Source organism: Candidatus Dormiibacterota bacterium (assembly GCA_035532035.1).
Taxonomy (GTDB): Bacteria; Vulcanimicrobiota; Vulcanimicrobiia; order Vulcanimicrobiales; family Vulcanimicrobiaceae; genus Tyrphobacter.
Genome location: DATKRS010000033.1, coordinates 39,588 through 58,474 on the forward strand (window position 1 = coordinate 39,588; position 18,887 = coordinate 58,474).

Below are 18,887 nucleotides of genomic sequence, written 5' to 3' on the forward strand. Positions count from 1 at the left end.
GAAGAGGTGCAGCTTTGAAGGCAGCGGTTTGCTTCGACGGGATTGACGATGCCGCTCTGGCGGAAGCCGTCTCCCCGGCCGTACGCGCCTTCGACAACGTCGAAGCGTGGTGCGCGTACGCGGATGCGGCGCAGCAGCTGCTCGACCGCATCGTCGAACGCCACCACGGTCCGCCGCAGCCGCCTCATCGGCGCCATGGACCGAGCCTAGACGAGGAGCAGGCGCAGGGCGTAGCCGCCCGCGCGATCGCCCTGCTGGCTCGTCACGGTATCTCTGCGGCGGCACGAATCATCAAGGGCGAGAACCCGGAACGTGCGTTAGCCGAGGCGAGCGCGCAGGATGTCGTTCTCGTTTTGGCCGCGGGACACCGTGGCGGCATCGGACCGCGATCCGTCGGTCACGTCGCGCGCTTCGTCGTGGATCACGCACGCGGCCCGGTGCTGGTCATGCGTCTCTACGAGCCTGCAGGCTAGCGGAGCCGAGAGGAAGACGCGCCAGCCTTGCCTCCTGGCGCTCTTCAGCTGTATAATCACAAACAGTTATTTGCGATAATACAAGGAGAAGGCTTTGCCACGATCGCAAGCGGCCCGACGCCACGATGCCACCGTCCTGACGGGCTTTCGCGAGTACCTGCTCCTCGAGAAGCGCCGCGCGGAGCGCACCGTGCGCGAGTACGAATCGGATCTGGATCTGTTCGCGCGGTTCGTCGCGCCTCGGACGCCCGTCGAGCAGACCTTGGTGGCCGCCACGGTCTCGAACGTGCGCCAGTTCCTCATGGACATGACGCGGCGCGGCCTGAGCGCCGCCGCCGTGCGGCGACGGATTGCGGCGCTCGGCGCGTTCTTTCGGTATGCGAAGCGCGAAGGATTGCGGCAGGACAATCCGGCGGCGGACGTGGGCAACATCAAGCTGCCGCGTCGCCTTCCCAAGGCCATCTCAGTCAAGGACGCCGAACGCCTCCTGGCCACCAAGCCAGCGGCGGGAACCTCGGAGTTCCAGCGGCTGCGAGACGGCGCCATACTCGAGCTTTTCTACGCTTCAGGTATCCGCCGGGCGGAGCTGGTCGGCATCGATCTGGCCGACGTCGACTTCGATCGGCGAACGATCCGCGTCGTCGGCAAGGGAAACAAGGAGCGCTATGTGTTTTTCAACGACGCGGCTGCAGATGCGCTAAGACGTTACCTGGCGGTGCGACCGCCTGGAGGCGACGGCGCGCTCTTCGTCAGCCGCCGGCGAAGCCGCCTCAGCTACCCGCAGGTCGGAAACGTCTTTCGTCTCTTCGTGCGATTGAGCGGCTTGGAAGGGAAAATCACGCCTCACACGCTACGGCATTCCTTTGCGACGCATCTGCATCAGCGTGGCGTCGACATCATGACGATCAAGGAACTTCTGGGACACGACAGCGTGGCGACGACGCAGATCTATGCGAAGGTTACCCTCGAGCACATGCGTCAGGCGTACGAGGAGGCCCATCCCCGCAGCAGGCCAAAGCGTTCGCCGCGATGACGCCGCGCCTTCTTCTTCCGCTCGCGCTTTTCGCGGCGCTTACGGCGGGTTGCGCCTCGCAACGTGCCTACGCGACGAGCCTCGGCAGTTTAAAACCGCACAAGCGTATGATCGTGCGCATCGCGCGCGGCACCGTCAGTGCGTACGCTCCGCGCATCGGCGAGCCGAGCGATCGATTCACGGTGGAGGCGTTTGCGCGCGGATCTTCGATGCCGGCGGCACCGGAGATCCGTCCCATCGCCAACGGCATCGAAGTCCTCGCACCCGCACTTGGATCGCTGATCGTGCGCGTGCCCAAAGGCGTCGACCTCGAGGTCGTCTCGGGCGGCGGCGACGTGAACGTCACAGACATCTCGGGCAGCGCTCGAGTCTCGCTCGTCTCCGGCACGGCGACGATGATGCTTCCCGCTTACGGAGAAGCCTCCGTGGCCCGCGCCGGAAGCGTCGACGTGAAGATCGGGGCGCAGTCCTGGCCGGGGACGCTGCGTTTCGTCAATGCCGGCGGCGACATCGATCTCTCGATCGAGGAGAATGCTGCATTTCGGGTCCATCTCCACACCGACGACGGGACCATCTTCACGGACTTCAATTTGCGCGGCACCTCGAGCGGGCGGAGCGAGACGATCGACGGCTCGGTCAACGGCGGTGCGGCGAGCGGAATCGACGTCGAATGCCGGCGCGGCGCAATTCGGCTCTTGCGCCTAGCACCGCAGATCTAGGGAGCCTCTGATTAATGCGCTGCACCGAGCGCAACGAGCATTTTCGTCGCAGGTCGAGAAGCGAGGAGGGAGCATACTGCACGGCGTCTGTGACCGACGCAGCGACGACGAGATGCGGCGAAAATGCCGTTGCCCTGCGGGTTTGCGCTCCGAGGGCTCGTCTGCGTTGTCGCCTGCGCGGTCACAGAGCACCCTGGGTATGCTCCCTTGCAGTCTCCTCGCATCCAAACCCTCGGAGCGTCAAACGATCGGTGCATGGGATTAATCGGAGGCTCCCTAGGTCGCGAGCAATGCCTGCTTCGCCTTCACGAGCCGCACCATGGCGTCGTTATATGGCGTCGGCACGCCGACGCGCCGCCCAAAGGCGACCACCGCGCCGTTGATGTGATCGATCTCGCTTGGGTGTCCGGAGGCGAGGTCGAAGGCCATCGAGCTGCGCGCGTCTGCGCCCACTGCGATGACGTCCGTGACGTATTGCCAAGGGTTGACGAACGGAAGGTTGATCTTCAGCGCCGTCGCCACGGCTGCGGCCTCTTCCGCAAGCGCCTCCGCGAGACGAGCGGCATTCGCATCCTTGGGGATCACGCCCGCGTCGCAATCGAGGATCGCCGAGAGCGCGTTGATCGCACAGTTCGCGACGAGCTTTCCCCACAGATGCGGACGAATGTCGTACACGACGGCCGCCTGCAATCCGCTCGCGGTCAACACGTGAGCGACCGTGCGCGACGCCGACGGCGACGCCGATCCGACGATCGTGTTGCCGCGCCCGGAAGTGTGCACGCGCCCGGGTGCGGTCGTCACAGCCGACTCGGTCGTGATGCCGAGAATCACCGGTACCGCGCCGCCGAGCGCGGTGCGGATTGCGTCCTCGTTGCCGACGCCGTTCTGCAGGGAGACGATCGGCGTTACGGGGTCGAGCTCTCCGGCGAAGGGCCGCAGGGCGCGTAGCGTGTCGACGGCCTTCACGAAGAGGAACAATATCTGCGACCCGTAGAGTTCTGCGGCGCGCCGGGCGACGCTCACGCGGCGCGACGCCTGGTCGTTGACCGCGAGCCCCTTCTGCTCGATCGTCGCGATCGTTACGCCGTTCGCATCGAGCATCGTGACGTCGCATGTCTGCGCTAGGTGAAAGCCGAAAAGCGTGCCCATCGCACCCGCGCCGACGATCCCGACCTTGGGGCGCTGCTGCATCTTCTTCTACTACCGATTAGTAGCTGAACTGAATGCCGTAGTCGGTCCGCCGCTCCGGCTGATTGATCGCGCGTTCGCCGACGAAGAGCTGCGCCCACGGCGTGAGGTGCACGTCGCCGTAGAGATCGAGCGTGGGCCGGCGAGGATCGTAGAACCTCGCCTCGATGCCGGTTCCAGTTCCATGCACGTCGTATTGCCCGAGGACGCCGAGGCGCGAGTAGAGCAATCCGCCGCCGACGCGCACGTCGGGTGCGACGCGGTGCAACGCGGCCAAGTTCCAGGTCGTCGCATGGCCGACGTCGTTTGCTCCGATCATCACGCTCGTGCTCGCGTTGGGGAGCAGGATCGCGTTGAGGTCGACTTGCGGGCCGCGATCGGCGGAGAAGAGCGCAGATGGACAGCAGACGTGCTGTGCATCGAGCTCGCCGACGCGCAGCTGCAAGGCGATCAGTTGTCGCGCAAGGCCGGAGAGCGCGCCACCCATAGCAAGCCGCTCCGAGCGCTCGAGTGGATGTGGCGAGGACTGCGGCTGGGGCGTACTCGCAGGCGGCGGCGTCGCGCCTCGATCAACGCCGTAGACGTGGCTGCGCCCGCCGAGACGCCCAAGCAGGAACGCGGCGCGCTGTAGCGTCGCGTCGAGATGGGCTATCGTGTCTCGCATCTGTTCCTGCGTCTGCGGGTTCGCCGTGACGGATTGCAGGTCCGACGTGATCTCCGCGAGGGCGCGGGTCGTCTGGGCGATGTTCTCGGTGGTCGCGATGACGTTGCCGCGCAGCCGCGGATCGGTCGCGAATCCCTCGATCGCCGTCATTGAGCGATGGAGCTCGACCGACGCAGCGGAGACTTGCTCCAGCATGCGATCGAGCTTCGGCGCGTCGAGTGATGCGGTCGAGTTCAGCGTTGCCGCCATCGCGGCGATGTTCTCGCCCGCACTCGACAGTGACGCGTTGAGCGTGCGCGTCATCTCGCTGGCATCGGTGAGCGTCCTCTGCAGCGTCGCGAGCATACGCGGCTCGCGCCGCTGGAGTTCTGCGAGAATGATGTCGAGGCGCCGGATCTCGCCCTGCCCCTGCTGCAGTAGGTCCTGAACGGTGGCGACGTTCTGGCCCTTCGGCTGATCGGCAATGGGAGCAATGCCGGGAGCAAACGTCGGATAGGGAAGCGGCCCGCCGCGCGGCGGGACGATGACGAGGCTAGAAGCACCGGTCAGCGGCGCCTGGATGAGAAAACGCGAGTTGCGCGGGATGCCGATGTTGTGGCGGATCGATACCACGACGTCGACGGTGTCATCCGGAAGCAAAATGATGTGGTCTACCGTCCCGACTGCCAGGCCGCTGAAGAACACGCCGTAACCGCTCTGGAGACCGGCGGCGGAGTCGAAATGAATCGCGAGCTGGTAGCCGGCGCGGGCGCCGAGATTCTGCAGAATGTAGAAAATGATGAACAGCAGCGCGATCGCCACGATCGCAAAGAGGCCCACTACCGCTTGCTTAGTCACGTTTTGTTACTACCATAGCTCCCGCCAGGATTCCCCTCGATAGGAAGACCGTTACAGCGTGCAGCAGCACGGGTGCACCCATACCGCGTGTCCGTCATACGGGAATCGGCCCCGTGTCGGAGCCCGCGAGAAACTGCTGCACGATGGGATTGAGCGACTTGCGCACCTCCGCACACGGGCCGTACGCGATGATTGCGCCTTCGAAGAGCATGGCTATGTAGTCGGCCATCATGTAGATAGACGGAAGGTCGTGCGACGTGACGACCGCGGTGCCGTTCGACCGCTCGCGCAGGCGCATGATCATCTGCGTGATCAAGTGCACCGAGATCGGGTCTAGGCCCGTCGTCGGCTCGTCGTAGAGGACGAGGTCCGGCCGGGTTACGATGGCGCGCGCGAATCCGGCACGTTTGAGCATTCCGCCGGAGAGCTCGCCCGGGAGATTGTCGTACGACGTCGACAAGCCGACCGCATCGAGCGCGTCGGTCACGGTCTTGCGGATATCCTCTTCCGGCATGCTCGTGTTCTCGCGCAGCGGGAGCGAGACGTTGTCGCCGAGCGTCAGGCTGTCGAGCAGCGCCGCAAATTGGAACGAGAGACTGATCGAGCGGCGTACTTTGTTGAGCTCGGTCTCGTGCATGTGGCAGATGTCCTGATCCCGCACGTAGACGTGTCCGCCGTCGGGTATTGCGAGACCGTCGAGCAGGCGCAGGATCGTCGACTTCCCTGCCCCCGAGAGGCCGACGATGCACGTGATGGCGCCCTCGGCGATCGGGAGCGTACAGTTGCGCAGCACGATGCGGTCGCCGAACGCGAGGGATACCCCGTCGAGACGAGCGATGATGCCGTCACGCATTCGAGCCGTATAGGAGCAGCGACAGGGTGAAGTTCGCGATGAATATCAAGATCATGGAGACCACGACCGCGCCCGTCGTCGACTTCCCCACGCCCGCCGCACCCCCGCGCGTGCGCAGGCCCTGATAGGAGCCGACGAGCGCAATGATCGCCGCGAAAACGATGGTCTTCAGCAAGCCCTTGTCGACGTCGGCCATCGTAATGGTCGTACGAGCGGACTGGATGAAGTCGCCGTAGCTGATGTGCGCGTACGCTTTTGCAACCCACATTCCGCCGACGAGCGACACGACGTCGGCGAAGATCGTCAGCAGCGGAAGCATCACGAGCAGCGCCAGAAGGCGCGGTACGACCAGATAGCGCGCAGGCTCGATGCCCATCGAACGCAACGCCTCGATCTGCTCGGTTACGACCATGGAGCCGATCTCCGCCGCGATCGCCGATCCGGCTCGCCCGGCAACGACGATTCCCGTGAGCATCGGTCCGAGCTCGCGGGCCGACGCATAGGCAACCGCACCGCCCACGATGTTTCCGAAGCCGTACTGCACGGCTTGGACCGCCGACTCGAGCGAGATCACCATGCCCGTGAAGAGCGAGGTGAGCGTCACGATGATCAGCGATTGGTAACCCAAGAGATACGCTTGCGAGATCGTCTCGCCGAAGCGTATCTGGAGCCGCGCGAGAAAGCCCAGGGAACTGCCGCCGAGCAGCGTCAATCCACCGGCGTACGAGAAGAACGCGTTCGTTCGCTCGCCGACGCGCTCGAGCAGGTTCACTGGGGCAGGCGCTCCTCGATCGCATCGAGCTGCGCCAGAACGGCCTTCGTGGCTTCGATGCGTTTGGTCGCGACCCCGCGCTCCGCGCCGAGATTGAAGAGCACCTGATTCGCGTGCTCCATCCGCCGGTCGACGTCGCGTAGATGCGTGCGCGCTTCGCGCTCGAACGCGCCAAAGTAGCGCCTCACGGCATCGAGATACGCAACCCGCAACGACTCGTCGAGACTCCCCGAGTGCAGCGCTTGAGCCGCCGCATCTTGCACGTGGCGCATGTCGCGGTCGGTTATGTGAAAGGCGCCGACACGCGCGACGAGCACCGCGAAGCGATCGTCAGGCATGCGCGGTTACCGGAAAGCCCGCGGCTTCGAGGGCGGAGCGCTGGGCGGCGAAGAGCGCGCGCAAGCCCGTCTCTGCTAGAGCCAACAGCGTATCGAGATCGCGCCGGTCGAACGGCTTTGCCTCGGCGGTCCCTTGCAACTCGACGAAACGACCGGCGTCGGTAGCGAAGACGTTCATGTCGACGTGCGCGCGGCTGTCCTCTTCGTAGGCGAGGTCCAGCATCGCGCTGCCGTCGACGATGCCGACGCTTGCTGCAGCGACGGCCGCGTCGAGCGGCCACTGCGCGAGCAGCTTGGGATCGAAAAGACGCCGCAGCGCGAGTGCGAGCGCGACGTAGGCTCCGGTGACGGCCGCCGTTCGTGTCCCTCCGTCCGCTTGCAAGACGTCACAGTCTATCCAGATGCAACGCTCCCCGAGCTTCGCGGTATCGGTGACGGCGCGCAGCGCGCGCCCGACGATACGCTGGATTTCGTGCGTGCGTCCGCCGATCCGGCCGCGCGCGGATTCGCGCTGCGTCCGCTCCTGCGTCGCTCGCGGCAGCATCGCATACTCCGCGGTGATCCAGCCGACGCCTTGTCCGCGCATCCACTGCGGTACGCGCTCCTCGATGGTCGCCGCGCACAGCACGCGCGTGTCGCCGAGCGTGATGAGCGCACTGCCTTCGGCGAACTTCATGACCTCTGGCTCGATCGTCAGCGGCCGCAGCTCGTCCGCCTGCCGCCCGTCGCTGCGCGTCATCATTCCACCGTGACGGTCTTGGCGAGGTTGCGAGGCTGGTCTACGTCCTTGCCGGCGATATCCGCGATATGATAGGCAAAGAGCTGCAGGGGGATGACGTTGACGATCGGCGCGAGCAGTTCCTCGACCTCCGGCACCCAAAAGACGTGATCGGCGATGGACGCCGCCTCGTCATCGCCCGCGTTCGCTACGACGATGATCGGCGCTTCTCGCGCCTTGGATTCCATGATGTTCGAGATCATCTTCTCGCGTACGCGATCGTGCGTCATGATACCGATGATCGGCGTCGAACGGTCGAGCAACGCAATCGGCCCGTGCTTCATCTCGCCAGCGGCGTAGCCCTCGGCATGGATGTAGGAAATCTCCTTGAGCTTGAGCGCGCCCTCGAGCGCGGTGGGAAAGTTGGCGTACCGCCCGATGAAGAGTGCGCTGCGCATCTCCACGTAACGCTGCGCGACCTTGCGGATCTCGTCGGAGGTGTTGAGCACGAGGTCGACGGCCGCCGGGAGCAGACGCGTACCAAGCGCAATCTCGCGCAGACGCTCCACCGGGGCCGACGCGCGCACGTGCGCGAGCGCCAGCGCGAGGAGCGCCATTGCGGTCGCCTGCGAGACATACGTCTTCGTTGCCGCGACGCCGATTTCTGGGCCGCCTCGTGTGTAGAGCGTTCCGTTCGCGAGCCTCGTCAAGTGCGAACCGAGGACGTTGCAGACGCCGAGGATCGGGCTGCCGAGCTCGCGCGCGATGCGCACGGCTTCGACCGTATCCGCCGTCTCACCCGATTGCGACATCGCCACGACGAGCGTGTTCTCGTCCGCAATAGGATCGCCGTAGCGGAACTCGCTCGCGAGCTCCATCTCGACCGGCAGTCGCGCGAGAGAGCGCAACAGGTACATCCCGACCATGCCCGCGTAGAACGCCGTTCCGCAGCCGGTAATCGTGACCTTGGTAATGGCGCGAAGGCGCTCCTCGGTGATTGCGTCAAGCTCGTGAACGACGTTCACGTCGCCATTTTCGTGCACACGCCCCGCGAGCGTCTCCTTGATCGCGTTCGGCTGCTCAAATATCTCCTTGAGCATGAAGTGCTTGAACCCGCTCTTCTCCGCCGAACGAGCGTCCCAAAGGATCTGCACCACCTCGCGCTCGACGGGCCGGCCGTCATAATCGGTGATGCGCCAGCCGTCTCGTCCGACGATGGCGATCTCTCCCTCCTGAACGATCACTTCCTTGCGCGTGTACGGTAAGATCGCCGGGGTGTCGGAGGCGACGTACATCTCGCCGTCACCGATGCCCAGCACGAGCGGGCTCGCGCCGTTACGGGCGAAAACGAGATGCCCGGGATCGTCGGTAGAGATCACGCCGACGGCGTACGCGCCGCGTACCTCGCGCAGCGTTCGCCGCAGCGCTTCTTGCAGGTCACCGTCGAAATGGAGCTCGATCAGGTGCGCGAGCACCTCGGTGTCGGTCTCGCTCCGAAAGACGTGCCCGAGCTCGAGCAGGCGCGCGCGCAGCGATGCGTAGTTTTCGATAATGCCGTTGTGCACGACCGCCAGGCGCCCGTTGCAGTCCATATGCGGATGGGCGTTCATGTCGGAGGGCCGGCCGTGCGTCGCCCAGCGCGTGTGTCCGATTCCCACCGGACCCGAGAGCTTCTCGCCGTTGCGCAGGCGCTCTGCAAGCCGCGCGAGCTTACCCTCCGCCTTCGAATCGCACAGGTTGCCGTGCTCGTCGATAACGGCGATCCCCGCGCTGTCGTATCCCCGGTACTCGAGGCGTCCGAGCGCGTCGAGGATTATCGGAACGCTATCCTTCGCGCCTATATATCCGACAATTCCACACACGGCTACTCACTTCTGTCCCGTTTCATTCGCTTCGGAGACGCCCGCCGCGAGAGGGACGTCACTTGATCCCTTCTTTGGTGCGGTGGTATTCGATCTTGCCTTCCGCGATCTCGTCGAGCGCGATCGATACCGGCTTGTTGGGATTGACCGCGTCTTGCTCGATCAGCGGCTCGCTCGCGTAGTACTCGCGCCGTTCCATCGGCGGTAACTGTTGCACGCGAATCCAGTTGTTGAGCTGGCGCGCCCGTTTGGTGACGATGTTGACGAGGCTGAACTTCGAGTCCGCGTGCTTCAGCAGCGCGTCGAGGTCGCCGAAAACCGTTTTGCTCATATTCCTTCTTCTTGTGGTACGTTTGTGTTACGTGTGTTCGACGCTGCGCAGCCGCTCTTCGCCCCAGCGATGAATCCTGAAACGCTCCGCCTGGAGCACCGCAGCAAGATCGTCCACCGCTTCCTCGGCCCGGTGCTGTTCGTTGACGACGATGTAGTCGAAGCTGCGGATGAACTGCATCTCCTGATGCGCGATCTCGAGACGCTGCGCGATCTCTTCGTTCGTCTCCGTCCTACGCGTCAAGAGACGCTCGCGCAAGTACGAGAACCGGTCCGGAACCAGGAAGATCAGGACCGCCGCCGGGTATGCCGCCTGCACGGCGAGCGCCCCGTTGACCTCGGGCTTCATGATGACGTCGTATCCCTCCGCGATCGTCCGCTCGACGTAATCGCGCGGAGTACCGTAGAGGTTGCCATTGTAGATGCGCCATTCGAGGAACTCCTCGGCATCGCGGCGCCGCTCGAACTCTTCTTCCGTTAAGAAGAAGTAATGCTGCCCCTCGATCTCACCCTCCCGGGGACTCCGAGTCGTGGCCGAAACGGAGTATCGCAGGCGTGACGTGCGCGCCAACAGTGCGTCCACCAGGGTGTCCTTGCCGGCTCCCGACGGTCCCGAAACGACGAAGAGAAGCCCTGGTCCACGTTTCACAGGGCGAAGCAGACGGCCTGCCGGAGCGCCGTCATCGCCGCGGCCGACTCGCCGATCGACGCCGGGCGCTCGTACTGCGCGACGATCGTCCTGCCGTTGTTCACACTGAAGGCCACCTGAAGCAACTCGTCGTGAGCAAGCCGATACTCTGCCAGGCCGGCCTCACCCGGGCAGGCCGGGAACGGCCTGCTTCGCTCGAGTTTCGACCCGGGATGGCGCTGGACCGTATCCACGGCTTGGGCGGAGGCGAGGTCGGAGAGCGAGCCTTGCGACGGCTCCTGCGCATACGTATAGCGCTCGATCCCGGCGCCGCTCATCGTCGTCCACGCGCCGCTCGCGCTTTGCGTCCAGCCTTGCGGGTGTGGCGGACCCGGGGCGCATGCGCACAGGAGCCCGAGGGCAAGCACGCCGGCGGCAGAACGATAACGCTCGATGCGCACCGACTGGGCGCTCGTGCGCCGTCTCGGCGCCGAGCTGGAAACCGCGCTGCGCGGTGCGCGCCTCCAAGACGCGGGCGTGGTCGGCGACGGCAGGCCTGCGCTCGTCTTCTGGTCGCGGGGCTCGATGCGGCTGCTCTGCATTGACCTGTTCTCGTCGCCACCCGCACTGACGCTCGAGTCGGGCGAGCTCTCGACGACGCGCGACGAGCCGGGCTTCACGCGAGCGCTAGCGCGAACGCTCCACGGCATGGTACTGGCGGCGATCGAAGCCAGGGAGCACGACCGCCTGCTGCGGCTGAGGTTTCGCACGCGCTCGCGCTTCGGCGTAGGTGATGAAGTAGACCTTTACATAGAGCTCGTACCGCGCTTCGGCAATGCGCTGCTGGTCAAGGCCGGCATGGTGATCAGCGCACGCAAAGAGTTCCCCGGCGCGCACGGCTCGCGCGAGGTGCGCGCCGGAATGCCGTACGTCTTGCCCCCTCTTCCGCAAAAGGTTCTACCGCGGGCGGTCGAGGAGGGCGGTGCCGAGCCGCGCGCGGCCCTGGCATATCTCGAGGCCGACGCAGCGTTGCGGGAGCCGCTCTACGTCTACCGCAGGCACGGCCGTCTCATCCAGGCCCACCTCGTCGAGCTGCCGGCGTTGCACGGCGAGCTCTCGCGCGAACCGTCCTTGCTCGATCTGCTCGCAGAAGAGCGCGACGCACGCCTGCGTGCCGATGCACAAGCGCAAAGTGGAAGCCGCCGCGCGACACTCCTGCGCAGCATCGCACATCGCGCCCGCTCCCTCGACGAAGCTCGAGCCGCGCTCGCGTCGCAGCGTGCCGCCGCGGCGCAGCGCGAACGCCTGCGCCGCGAAGGCGAGGCGATCTACGCGACCCTGCACGAGCTCGCACCAGACGCGCGCGCGCAAGCCAAGGCGCAGGCCGCAAAGCTCTTCGCGCAGTATCGCAAGCTCGGCGCAGCACTCCCACACATCGAGAAGCGCGAGCGCGCGCTCGCGATGCAGAAAGAGGCGCTGGAGACGCTCCTGTGGGAAACGCAGCGGGTCGGCGACGACGACCTCCCCGACATCGAGAGCACGCTCGCACTTCTCGATCCGCGCTCCCGCAAGAAGCGCGCGCCGCCGCCGCGTCGGCCGACCCGGCGCCGCAAGCCGCTGGAGACGCGGACCGCGCTCGGCTCGCGCATCCTGGTCGGGCGCTCGCCGGTCGAGAACGCGGAGCTGACGTTTCGCGTCGCGCGGCCGAACGATCTCTGGTTTCATGCGCGCGGCGTGCCCGGAGCGCACGTCATTCTCGCGCGCGACGACCGCTCCGAGCCGCCCGCCGAGGATCTCGAGCTCGCGGCGGCGTTAGCCGCGGCGCATTCCAAGGCACGCGAGAGCGTCGCGGTGACCGTCGACTACACGCAACGCAAGCACGTGCGCAAGCAGCCGAACGCGCCACCCGGCTTGGTGTTCTACACGGAGGCGACGTCCATCGTCGTGGCACCGCGCGCCTCCTAGCGGTATAAATACAGCGCTATGGGGGCTCCTGCATCGTGTGCATCTCCGGCGAAATGTAGAGCGGATGCTGCACGGGCACGGAAACCGCGCGAAGGTTTTCGAAGGCGACGGTCACCTGCGAGTACGTCTCGCCTCTATACCGCACCATCGCGTCAGCGCGCTCGGTCGTTATATACTGCACGCCAGCGACGCGGCCGAAGTCGACCGTCCATGGGACCGTCGTGCCGGGGCCATCGACGAAGTTCAACGCCTCCCGCAGCCGCCACGTCGCACCGGTTCGCTCGTCGATCCAAAGATCGCGCAGCCGATAACGCCCCGGATCGCGCAGCGGCTGAAGCGAGAGATGATAGCACGCATGTCCGTCGACGCTCTCCTGCCCGACGAGCGTGATCGTGTAGACGCGGCGCGTGGCGACGGCGTGCGCGATCTCTCGCAGCGGCTCTCTGCCCGTGCGGCGCGGCGGCGTGCGGCCCGGTGGATACGGATCGTGAAACGCGCGCCGCACCTCCGCGACGATCGCCATCGCGTCGCGCTGCGACGACGGAGGCGCCGCCGGCACGAACGGCGCCATTCCGAACGAATACGTCGGCGCGAGGATCGGAACGCCCAAGAAATCGACCGGCGCTTCGGGCTTCCCGATGGGGACGCCGATGAACCACAAGCTGAGTGAGAAGTTTATCCCGTGCGGGACGTGCGGATGGGCCAGCTCGTAATCGCTGACGGGATCGACCCATACGCTTCCCGTCGTCGCGTCGAACGAGCTCTGGTACCGCTGCGTGCGCATGCTGCCTCCCCGTTCGACGCGCACGGCAACGTCGTAGGCAAGGTAGCGCGGGTACTGCTGGTTCAGCCAGAATGCTTCCGCACGCTCGTAAAGAGCGTAGGGATCCGTCGCCGCGCGGACGCTCGGCGCGAACCCCAGCGCCACCAGAGCGAGTGCTAGGGAGCGTATCGAAATATGTCTCTACGGTGGCATCGGAAATTCCGGTGCGACCGCTCAAGTCCCACGCCTTGGGCGAACAGCTTTTCATCGTCGTGTGCTCGCGCGCGGCGCTCGACGAAGGGGTCGCGCGACTCAACGGAGGACTCTGCGAGCAATGGAGGTGCACTCGTGAAGAACCCATTGGACTCGCTCTGGGGAACCGTCGTTACCGGCGTCGTCCTCACCATCATACTCTACTTCGTGGCCCGGGCGATCATGCCCGTAGGAGTCTCGTGATGTGGCTCGAGCCGATTCTGCGCTGGATCCATCTCCTCGCAGGAGTCATGTGGATCGGTCTGCTCTACTACTTCAACTTCGTCAACGTCGACGCCGTGAAAGAGGCGACGGCGGCGGGTGAAGCCGCACCGATCGGAAAGTACGTCATGCCGCGTGCTCTCTGGTGGTTCCGCTGGTCCGCGCTCGTCACATGGATCGCCGGCTGCGGCCTGCTCAGTACCGTCAACGCGCAAGGCGTTAACGGCTTCACCGGTGCGTTCGCCTTCTGGCAATGGGGGCAGCATGGTGCCTTCACGGCAATCGGCATCGGCGCGTGGCTGGGGACCATCATGTTCCTGAACGTATGGGCCGTCATCTGGCCGAACCAAAAAAAGATCCTGGGCATCGTTCCCGCGACCGACGCCGAGAAGGCCAAGGCGCGCCGTACCGCTTTTCTCGCCTCTCGCGTGAACACGGTGCTTTCGATCCCGATGCTCTTCTTCATGGCAACTGGCCCGCACGCGCTCTTCCAAGATCCGTCGGCTACGATCTACCACTAGAGGCTCCTAGGGAACGAGTACGATCTTCCCGACGTGCGCGGAGGCCTCCATCCGTTGGTGGGCCTCCGCCGCTTCCTCGAACGTGTAGACGCGGTCCACGAGCGGCCGAATCACGTCGCGCGCGGGAAGCAGCGGCCAGATGCGCTCGTGCAGCCCGTCGGCGATTGCCTTCTTCTCCTGCAGCGTTCGCGGACGCAACGACGTACCGAAGATCGTGCCGCGCTTGCGCATGAGCGCCGCCACGTCGAGCTCGGCCGTGGCTCCGCCTTGCGTTGCGATGCACGCGATGCGCCCGTCGAGTGCGAGCGCCGCGATATCACGTGGAACGTACGGGCCGCAAACGATGTCGACGACGACGTTCACGCCGACCCCATCCGTCAGCGCAAGAGCCTCCGTCACGAAGTCCTGCGTTCGGTAGTCGATTGCGGCGACGGCGCCGATCCGCGTGCAGGCCTCGCACTTCTGCGCGCCTCCCGCGGTGGCGATCGCGCCCGCGCCGAGCGCCCGCGCAAACATGATCGCCGTCGATCCGATTCCGCTCGTGCCGCCGTGAACCAGTACGGTCTCGCCCGCCTGGAGGCGCGCGCGCGAGACCATGTTGTCGAAAACGGTGAAACCGTTCTCCGGAAGGGTCGCGGCCTCGATCGCGTTCCAGCGATCGGGAACCGGCAAGACCTGACCTGCGGGCGTGCAGACGTACTCCGCGTAACCGCCCCCGCTTACCAACGCGCAGACACGAGCCCCGACGCTCCATGAGGTCACGCCCGCGCCCAGCGCAGCGATGTTCCCGGCAACGTCGAGGCCGAGAATGTGCGACGCACCGGCGGGCGGCGGATAGAGCCCCTTGCGCTGCAGGACATCCGCGCGCGAGACCCCCGCCGCTTCGACCGCGATCTGCACCTCGCCCTCGCGCGGCTGCGGCGCATCCGTCTGCGCGACATGGAGCACGTCCGGGCCACCATTTGCATCGTAGGCAACGTATCTCATCGTGCGCTCCTTTCGCGCTCGAGTAGCATCGCATCTCCAAACGAAAAGAACCGGTAGCCGCGCTCGATTGCAGCGCGATAGGCGCGCAGAATGCGCTCTCTACCGGCAAACGCGCTCACCATCACGAGCAACGTCGAGCGCGGCAGATGAAAGTTGGTCATCATCGCGTCCACGACGCGAAAGCGAAAGCCGGGCGTGATAAAGAGCGCCGTCTCGAACTCGCCGGCGCACAGAGCGCCGTGCTCGCCGACGTTCCCTTCCAGTGCGCGCACGACGGTCGTTCCGATCGCAACGACCCGCCGGCCGGTCGAACGCGCGCGTTCGATCGCTTGCACGCTCTGCGGCGAAATCGCGTATCGCTCGGCGTGCATGACGTGCTCGTCGATGCGCTGCGTCTGCATCGGACGAAACGTCCCTAAACCGACGTCCAGCGCAAGCTTTACGATCTCGACGCCGTGTGCCGCGAGCGCGGCGAGGAGCCGGTCGGTGACGTGTAACGACGCCGTCGGCGCCGCCACGCTTCCCGGAACGCGCGCGAAAACGGTTTGGTACCGCTCTTGCGCGTCGTCGGATTCATTATGAATGTACGGAGGCAGCGCCAACCGGCCCACGCGCCCGAGCATCTCCTCGAAGGGCATGTCGAGCTCGAAGCGCAGCTCGCGCGCACCATGCTCCAGAGCGGCAACGACCACTGCCGCCCCAGCGCCGTCGCCTCCACGAGACACGAGCTCGAGCCGCTCGCCTTCGCCAACGCGCTTCGCCGGCCGGAGCAACGCGATCCATGACGCCGCATTCGGATCGTATCGCATGCTGCCGCCGGCGGGATGCAGGAGCAGAATCTCGACGCGCCCGCCGCTCCGGCGCCGCGCGTACAGACGCGCCGCGAGCACGCGTGTCTCGTTGAGGACGACCAAATCGCCAGGACGCAAGAGCCTGGGAAGCTCTGCTACCGTACGGTCCTCTAACGCATCGTCGCGTACGACCAGCAGACGGGCGTCCTCGCGCCGCGCCGCCGGCTCTTGCGCGATCAGTGCCGGAGGGAGGTCGTACGCGTAGCAGGCGGCGAGACGTTCGTCCATGTGTCGGGCGTGGTGCCTGGAAAGTAGAAGCCGGCGATGGTCGCGGCCGTCGCGTTCCTGAGCGCCATTCCGCGCGCGCCCCATTGGCACAGCCCGACGCCGTGGCCGTTGCCTGCCCCCTCGAGGTGCAGTAGCGGCCCGGTGAGCGCTCCTTCAGCCGCCTGCACGGAAAGCGTGAGGATCAGCAGGCTTGGCATGACCCGCGGTCCCACGGTCAGCCGAAAATCGCTCCCCTGCACGGCCGCAGTCGCACGGTTGGTAATCAACTCGATGTAGCGCGCGCGACCGCTTGCATCGCGCGTGCCGAGGCGCACGTCGCGCAACTGCCCCATTCCGCTCAACTGCCGCGCCGTCGCGCGCGCGATCGCGGCGAAGGCGATGTCCCGCGACCAGCGGTAGTCGGGAGAGGCCATGCAGTACGGGCATACGACGCCCGCGAGATACGGCACGGGCGCGCCCCCCCAGGCATCGGAAGCCGACTCCGTGTGCCCGCCGCAGCACGATGAATAGGCAATGTCGGCGTAGACGTTGCCGTAACGAAGAATCGTTCCGGTCGTTGCGTCCACCGCTTGCCGGCCCGCCGGCGACTCCGTAGCCGTTCCCTCGTAGACTTGATCCAGGTCCGACGGCACGACGTCGAACGGACGCTGCGGGTGTGCATGCCGCAAGACGAACGTTCGCGCGCAAATCGCCTGGATCTGCAGTGCGGCAACGGGCCACGACGAGGGCATTTCACGCGGAACCACACTGTAGAGATACTCCTCGAGCGCAACGAGATTGATGACGCGACCGTCGGGTGCGCGGGAAAAACTGCCGCGATACAGCCGGCCTCCGAACTCGAAGCCCCCGCTCGGAACCGGCCGAGGCGAACCTTCGCCCAGCAGCACCCGCAGCGATGGCGGTTGGCCGCTTACGGCGCCGAGCAGCGGGGCGCACGCTACGGCCGCAGCCGACGCCGCGACAAAGCTCCGGCGCTTCACGTGAAGAGCTCGGCCTGTGCCGAGCGTGGCGGCTCGACGCCGAGATGGCGATACGCCTGCGCCGTGGCCTTTCGGCCGCTCGCCGTCCGGCGAACGTAGTGCTCCTTCAGGAGATACGGTTCGACGACGTCCTCGAGCGTCTCCGCGTCCTCGCTTAGCGTTGCGGCAATCGATGCGATCCCGACAGGCCCGCCTTGATACTGTTCGACGATCGTGCGCAAGAACGCGCGGTCGAGGCGATCCAGGCCGGCTTCGTCGACGCCCTCACGCTCGAGCGCCTCGGTCGCGACCGTACGCGTGATCGCGCCTTGCGCCTTGACCTCAGCGTAGTCGCGCACGCGCCGCAAGAGCCGATTCGCGATACGCGGCGTGCCGCGGCTGCGCGATGCGATTGCAAGCGCGCCGGCGTCGTCGATCGGGACGCCGAGCATCCCCGCCGAGCGTTTGACGATGCGCTCCAGTGCGTCGACTGCGTAGTAATCCAGATGCTGCACGATCCCGAAGCGCTCGCGCAACGGCGCAGAGAGCATGCCCGCGCGCGTGGTCGCGCCGACGAGCGTGAAGCGCTTCAGCGGCAGCTTCAACGTCTTCGCGTACGCGCCACGGTCGACGAGAAAGTCGATCTGAAACTCTTCCATCGCCGGATAGAGAAACTCTTCGACTACGCTGCCCAGACGGTGTACCTCGTCGATGAAGAGCACGTCGCCTTCCTCGAGCGACGTCAGGATACCGACGAGATCCTTCGGTTTCTCGAGCGTCGGGCCGCTGGTCGGGCGAAAGTTTGCGCCCATCTCGCGCGCGATGAGTCCCGCGAGCGTCGTCTTGCCCAGACCGGGGGGGCCGTAGAAGAGTACGTGCTCGAGCGGCTCGTTTCGCCGCTGCGCGGCGTGGATAGCGATGTGCAGGTTCTCGACCACCTGATCCTGGCCGACGTACTCCGCGAACGTTCGCGGTCGGAGGCTCGCCGTATACAGCTCCTCCTCGAGCGTCTCGTGCGCGTCGACTGCGCGATCGTCGCCGTGCGGCCCCAAGAGACGTTTGCGCGGGTCGCTCATGCGGGCACGTTCTTGAGCGCGCGGCTCGTGCGCCGGCGATAGATCTCCGCGAGCAGTGCCTCGGCGTCTCCCACGCCGGGAACCGCCGCGAGCGTCTCGCGAATCATCGTTTCGGCCTCGAGACGGCGATACTCGAGTTGCAGCAGCACCGCGAGTGCTTCTTGCGCGAACTCCGGCAGCCCGCGTTCGATCTCCCGTGCGGGCGCGGGCGCGTCCTGAATGAGGAGAAAACGTGCGACCTTTCCTTGCAGTTTTGCGACGATGTCGCGGGCTTTCTGCTGGCCGATTCCCGGCAAAGACTTCAAGAATGCGTGATCGCCGCGATCGATCGCGCGCGCGATCGCCGACATCGGCTGCGAGAACGCGCGCGCCGCCGAGCGCGGCCCAATCGACGCCACGCTCAAGAGCGCCTCGAAGAACGCACGCTCGACGACGTTGTGAAAGCCATAATACGTGAAGCGCCCGCTATTGCCGTCGATGTTCAGCACCGCGTAGATCTCGAGTGCGACCGGCTCTCCGGGAGTCGACGGGACCTTCTCCGCGACGCAGGGCGGCAAGAGGATCTCGTACCCGAGTCCCGACACGTCGACCACGGCAGATTCCGGCCGCCGCTCGACGAGTACGCCTTCGATGCGCGAGAACACGCTT

21 protein-coding genes are annotated in these 18,887 nt (G+C 65.8%); 5 read left to right on the top strand and 16 right to left on the bottom strand.

Annotation, left to right across the window (positions count from 1 at the left end; translation table 11 throughout):
- Positions 1-14: 14 nt before the first annotated feature.
- The 3 genes from VMV82_10465 (at position 15) to VMV82_10475 (ending at position 2,225) form a co-directional block, all read left to right on the top strand.
- Complete coding sequence (locus tag VMV82_10465; protein ID HUY41979.1) at positions 15-473, top strand: universal stress protein; 459 nt, start codon at positions 15-17, stop codon at positions 471-473.
- Between the two features lie 94 nt (positions 474-567).
- A complete protein-coding gene (gene xerA / locus VMV82_10470) occupies positions 568-1,506 on the top strand; it encodes a site-specific tyrosine recombinase/integron integrase (GenBank protein ID HUY41980.1) in 939 nt (312 codons plus the stop codon).
- Complete coding sequence (locus tag VMV82_10475; protein ID HUY41981.1) at positions 1,503-2,225, top strand: DUF4097 family beta strand repeat-containing protein; 723 nt, start codon at positions 1,503-1,505, stop codon at positions 2,223-2,225. The genes xerA and VMV82_10475 overlap by 4 nt, the downstream gene beginning before the upstream one ends.
- 276 nt (positions 2,226-2,501) lie before the next feature.
- Here the strand turns inward: VMV82_10475 and VMV82_10480 are convergent, their stop codons facing one another.
- The 10 genes from VMV82_10480 to VMV82_10525 all read right to left on the bottom strand — a co-directional run bounded on the left by VMV82_10480 (position 2,502) and on the right by VMV82_10525 (position 10,876).
- On the bottom strand, positions 2,502-3,416 hold the full coding sequence (locus tag VMV82_10480; GenBank protein ID HUY41982.1) for a 2-dehydropantoate 2-reductase: 915 nt from the start codon (positions 3,414-3,416) through the stop codon (positions 2,502-2,504).
- Positions 3,417-3,432: 16 nt separating this feature from the next.
- Positions 3,433-4,914, bottom strand: a complete 1,482-nt coding sequence (locus tag VMV82_10485) for an MlaD family protein (protein ID HUY41983.1) — start codon at positions 4,912-4,914, stop codon at positions 3,433-3,435.
- A 94-nt stretch (positions 4,915-5,008) separates the two neighbouring features.
- The gene (locus VMV82_10490; protein HUY41984.1) at positions 5,009-5,767 is read right to left on the bottom strand and encodes an ATP-binding cassette domain-containing protein; all 759 of its coding nucleotides are present in this window, start codon (positions 5,765-5,767) and stop codon (positions 5,009-5,011) included.
- Positions 5,760-6,539: an ABC transporter permease gene (locus VMV82_10495; protein HUY41985.1), complete on the bottom strand. Its 780-nt coding sequence runs from the start codon at positions 6,537-6,539 to the stop codon at positions 5,760-5,762. Before VMV82_10495 ends, VMV82_10490 begins: the two co-directional genes overlap by 8 nt.
- Positions 6,536-6,877, bottom strand: a complete 342-nt coding sequence (locus VMV82_10500) for a hypothetical protein (GenBank protein ID HUY41986.1) — start codon at positions 6,875-6,877, stop codon at positions 6,536-6,538. The genes VMV82_10495 and VMV82_10500 overlap by 4 nt, the downstream gene beginning before the upstream one ends.
- Positions 6,870-7,616, bottom strand: coding sequence for a ribonuclease PH (gene rph, locus VMV82_10505; protein HUY41987.1), 747 nt, complete (start codon positions 7,614-7,616; stop codon positions 6,870-6,872). Before rph ends, VMV82_10500 begins: the two co-directional genes overlap by 8 nt.
- On the bottom strand, positions 7,616-9,457 hold the full coding sequence (gene glmS / locus VMV82_10510; protein HUY41988.1) for a glutamine--fructose-6-phosphate transaminase (isomerizing): 1,842 nt from the start codon (positions 9,455-9,457) through the stop codon (positions 7,616-7,618). The genes rph and glmS overlap by 1 nt, the downstream gene beginning before the upstream one ends.
- Positions 9,458-9,515: 58 nt before the next feature.
- Complete coding sequence (gene rpoZ / locus VMV82_10515) at positions 9,516-9,788, bottom strand: DNA-directed RNA polymerase subunit omega (GenBank protein ID HUY41989.1); 273 nt, start codon at positions 9,786-9,788, stop codon at positions 9,516-9,518.
- Between the two features lie 27 nt (positions 9,789-9,815).
- Complete coding sequence (gene gmk, locus VMV82_10520; protein ID HUY41990.1) at positions 9,816-10,436, bottom strand: guanylate kinase; 621 nt, start codon at positions 10,434-10,436, stop codon at positions 9,816-9,818.
- A complete protein-coding gene (locus VMV82_10525; protein HUY41991.1) occupies positions 10,433-10,876 on the bottom strand; it encodes a hypothetical protein in 444 nt (147 codons plus the stop codon). Before VMV82_10525 ends, gmk begins: the two co-directional genes overlap by 4 nt.
- On the opposite strand from VMV82_10525, the gene VMV82_10530 reads away from it, so the two are divergent.
- Entirely contained in the window at positions 10,869-12,380 is a 1,512-nt protein-coding gene (locus VMV82_10530; GenBank protein HUY41992.1) for an NFACT RNA binding domain-containing protein, read from the top strand. The two genes, VMV82_10525 and VMV82_10530, sit on opposite strands and share 8 nt — an antisense overlap.
- 16 nt (positions 12,381-12,396) lie before the next feature.
- Here the strand turns inward: VMV82_10530 and VMV82_10535 are convergent, their stop codons facing one another.
- Positions 12,397-13,308: a hypothetical protein gene (locus tag VMV82_10535; protein HUY41993.1), complete on the bottom strand. Its 912-nt coding sequence runs from the start codon at positions 13,306-13,308 to the stop codon at positions 12,397-12,399.
- 290 nt (positions 13,309-13,598) lie between these two features.
- On the opposite strand from VMV82_10535, the gene VMV82_10540 reads away from it, so the two are divergent.
- A complete protein-coding gene (locus VMV82_10540) occupies positions 13,599-14,138 on the top strand; it encodes a urate hydroxylase PuuD (GenBank protein HUY41994.1) in 540 nt (179 codons plus the stop codon).
- Positions 14,139-14,144: 6 nt separating this feature from the next.
- Here the strand turns inward: VMV82_10540 and VMV82_10545 are convergent, their stop codons facing one another.
- Genes VMV82_10545 through ruvA form a run of 5 tightly spaced genes read right to left on the bottom strand, consistent with a single transcriptional unit; the run spans position 14,145 to position 18,883 of the window.
- The gene (locus VMV82_10545) at positions 14,145-15,125 is read right to left on the bottom strand and encodes an NAD(P)H-quinone oxidoreductase (GenBank protein HUY41995.1); all 981 of its coding nucleotides are present in this window, start codon (positions 15,123-15,125) and stop codon (positions 14,145-14,147) included.
- The gene (queA, locus tag VMV82_10550; GenBank protein HUY41996.1) at positions 15,122-16,204 is read right to left on the bottom strand and encodes a tRNA preQ1(34) S-adenosylmethionine ribosyltransferase-isomerase QueA; all 1,083 of its coding nucleotides are present in this window, start codon (positions 16,202-16,204) and stop codon (positions 15,122-15,124) included. Before queA ends, VMV82_10545 begins: the two co-directional genes overlap by 4 nt.
- A complete protein-coding gene (locus tag VMV82_10555) occupies positions 16,153-17,184 on the bottom strand; it encodes a SpoIID/LytB domain-containing protein (protein HUY41997.1) in 1,032 nt (343 codons plus the stop codon). The genes queA and VMV82_10555 overlap by 52 nt, the downstream gene beginning before the upstream one ends.
- The gene (ruvB, locus tag VMV82_10560) at positions 17,181-18,239 is read right to left on the bottom strand and encodes a Holliday junction branch migration DNA helicase RuvB (protein HUY41998.1); all 1,059 of its coding nucleotides are present in this window, start codon (positions 18,237-18,239) and stop codon (positions 17,181-17,183) included. The genes VMV82_10555 and ruvB overlap by 4 nt, the downstream gene beginning before the upstream one ends.
- Positions 18,236-18,883, bottom strand: a complete 648-nt coding sequence (gene ruvA, locus VMV82_10565) for a Holliday junction branch migration protein RuvA (protein HUY41999.1) — start codon at positions 18,881-18,883, stop codon at positions 18,236-18,238. Before ruvA ends, ruvB begins: the two co-directional genes overlap by 4 nt.
- Between the last annotated feature and the right edge of the window lie 4 nt (positions 18,884-18,887).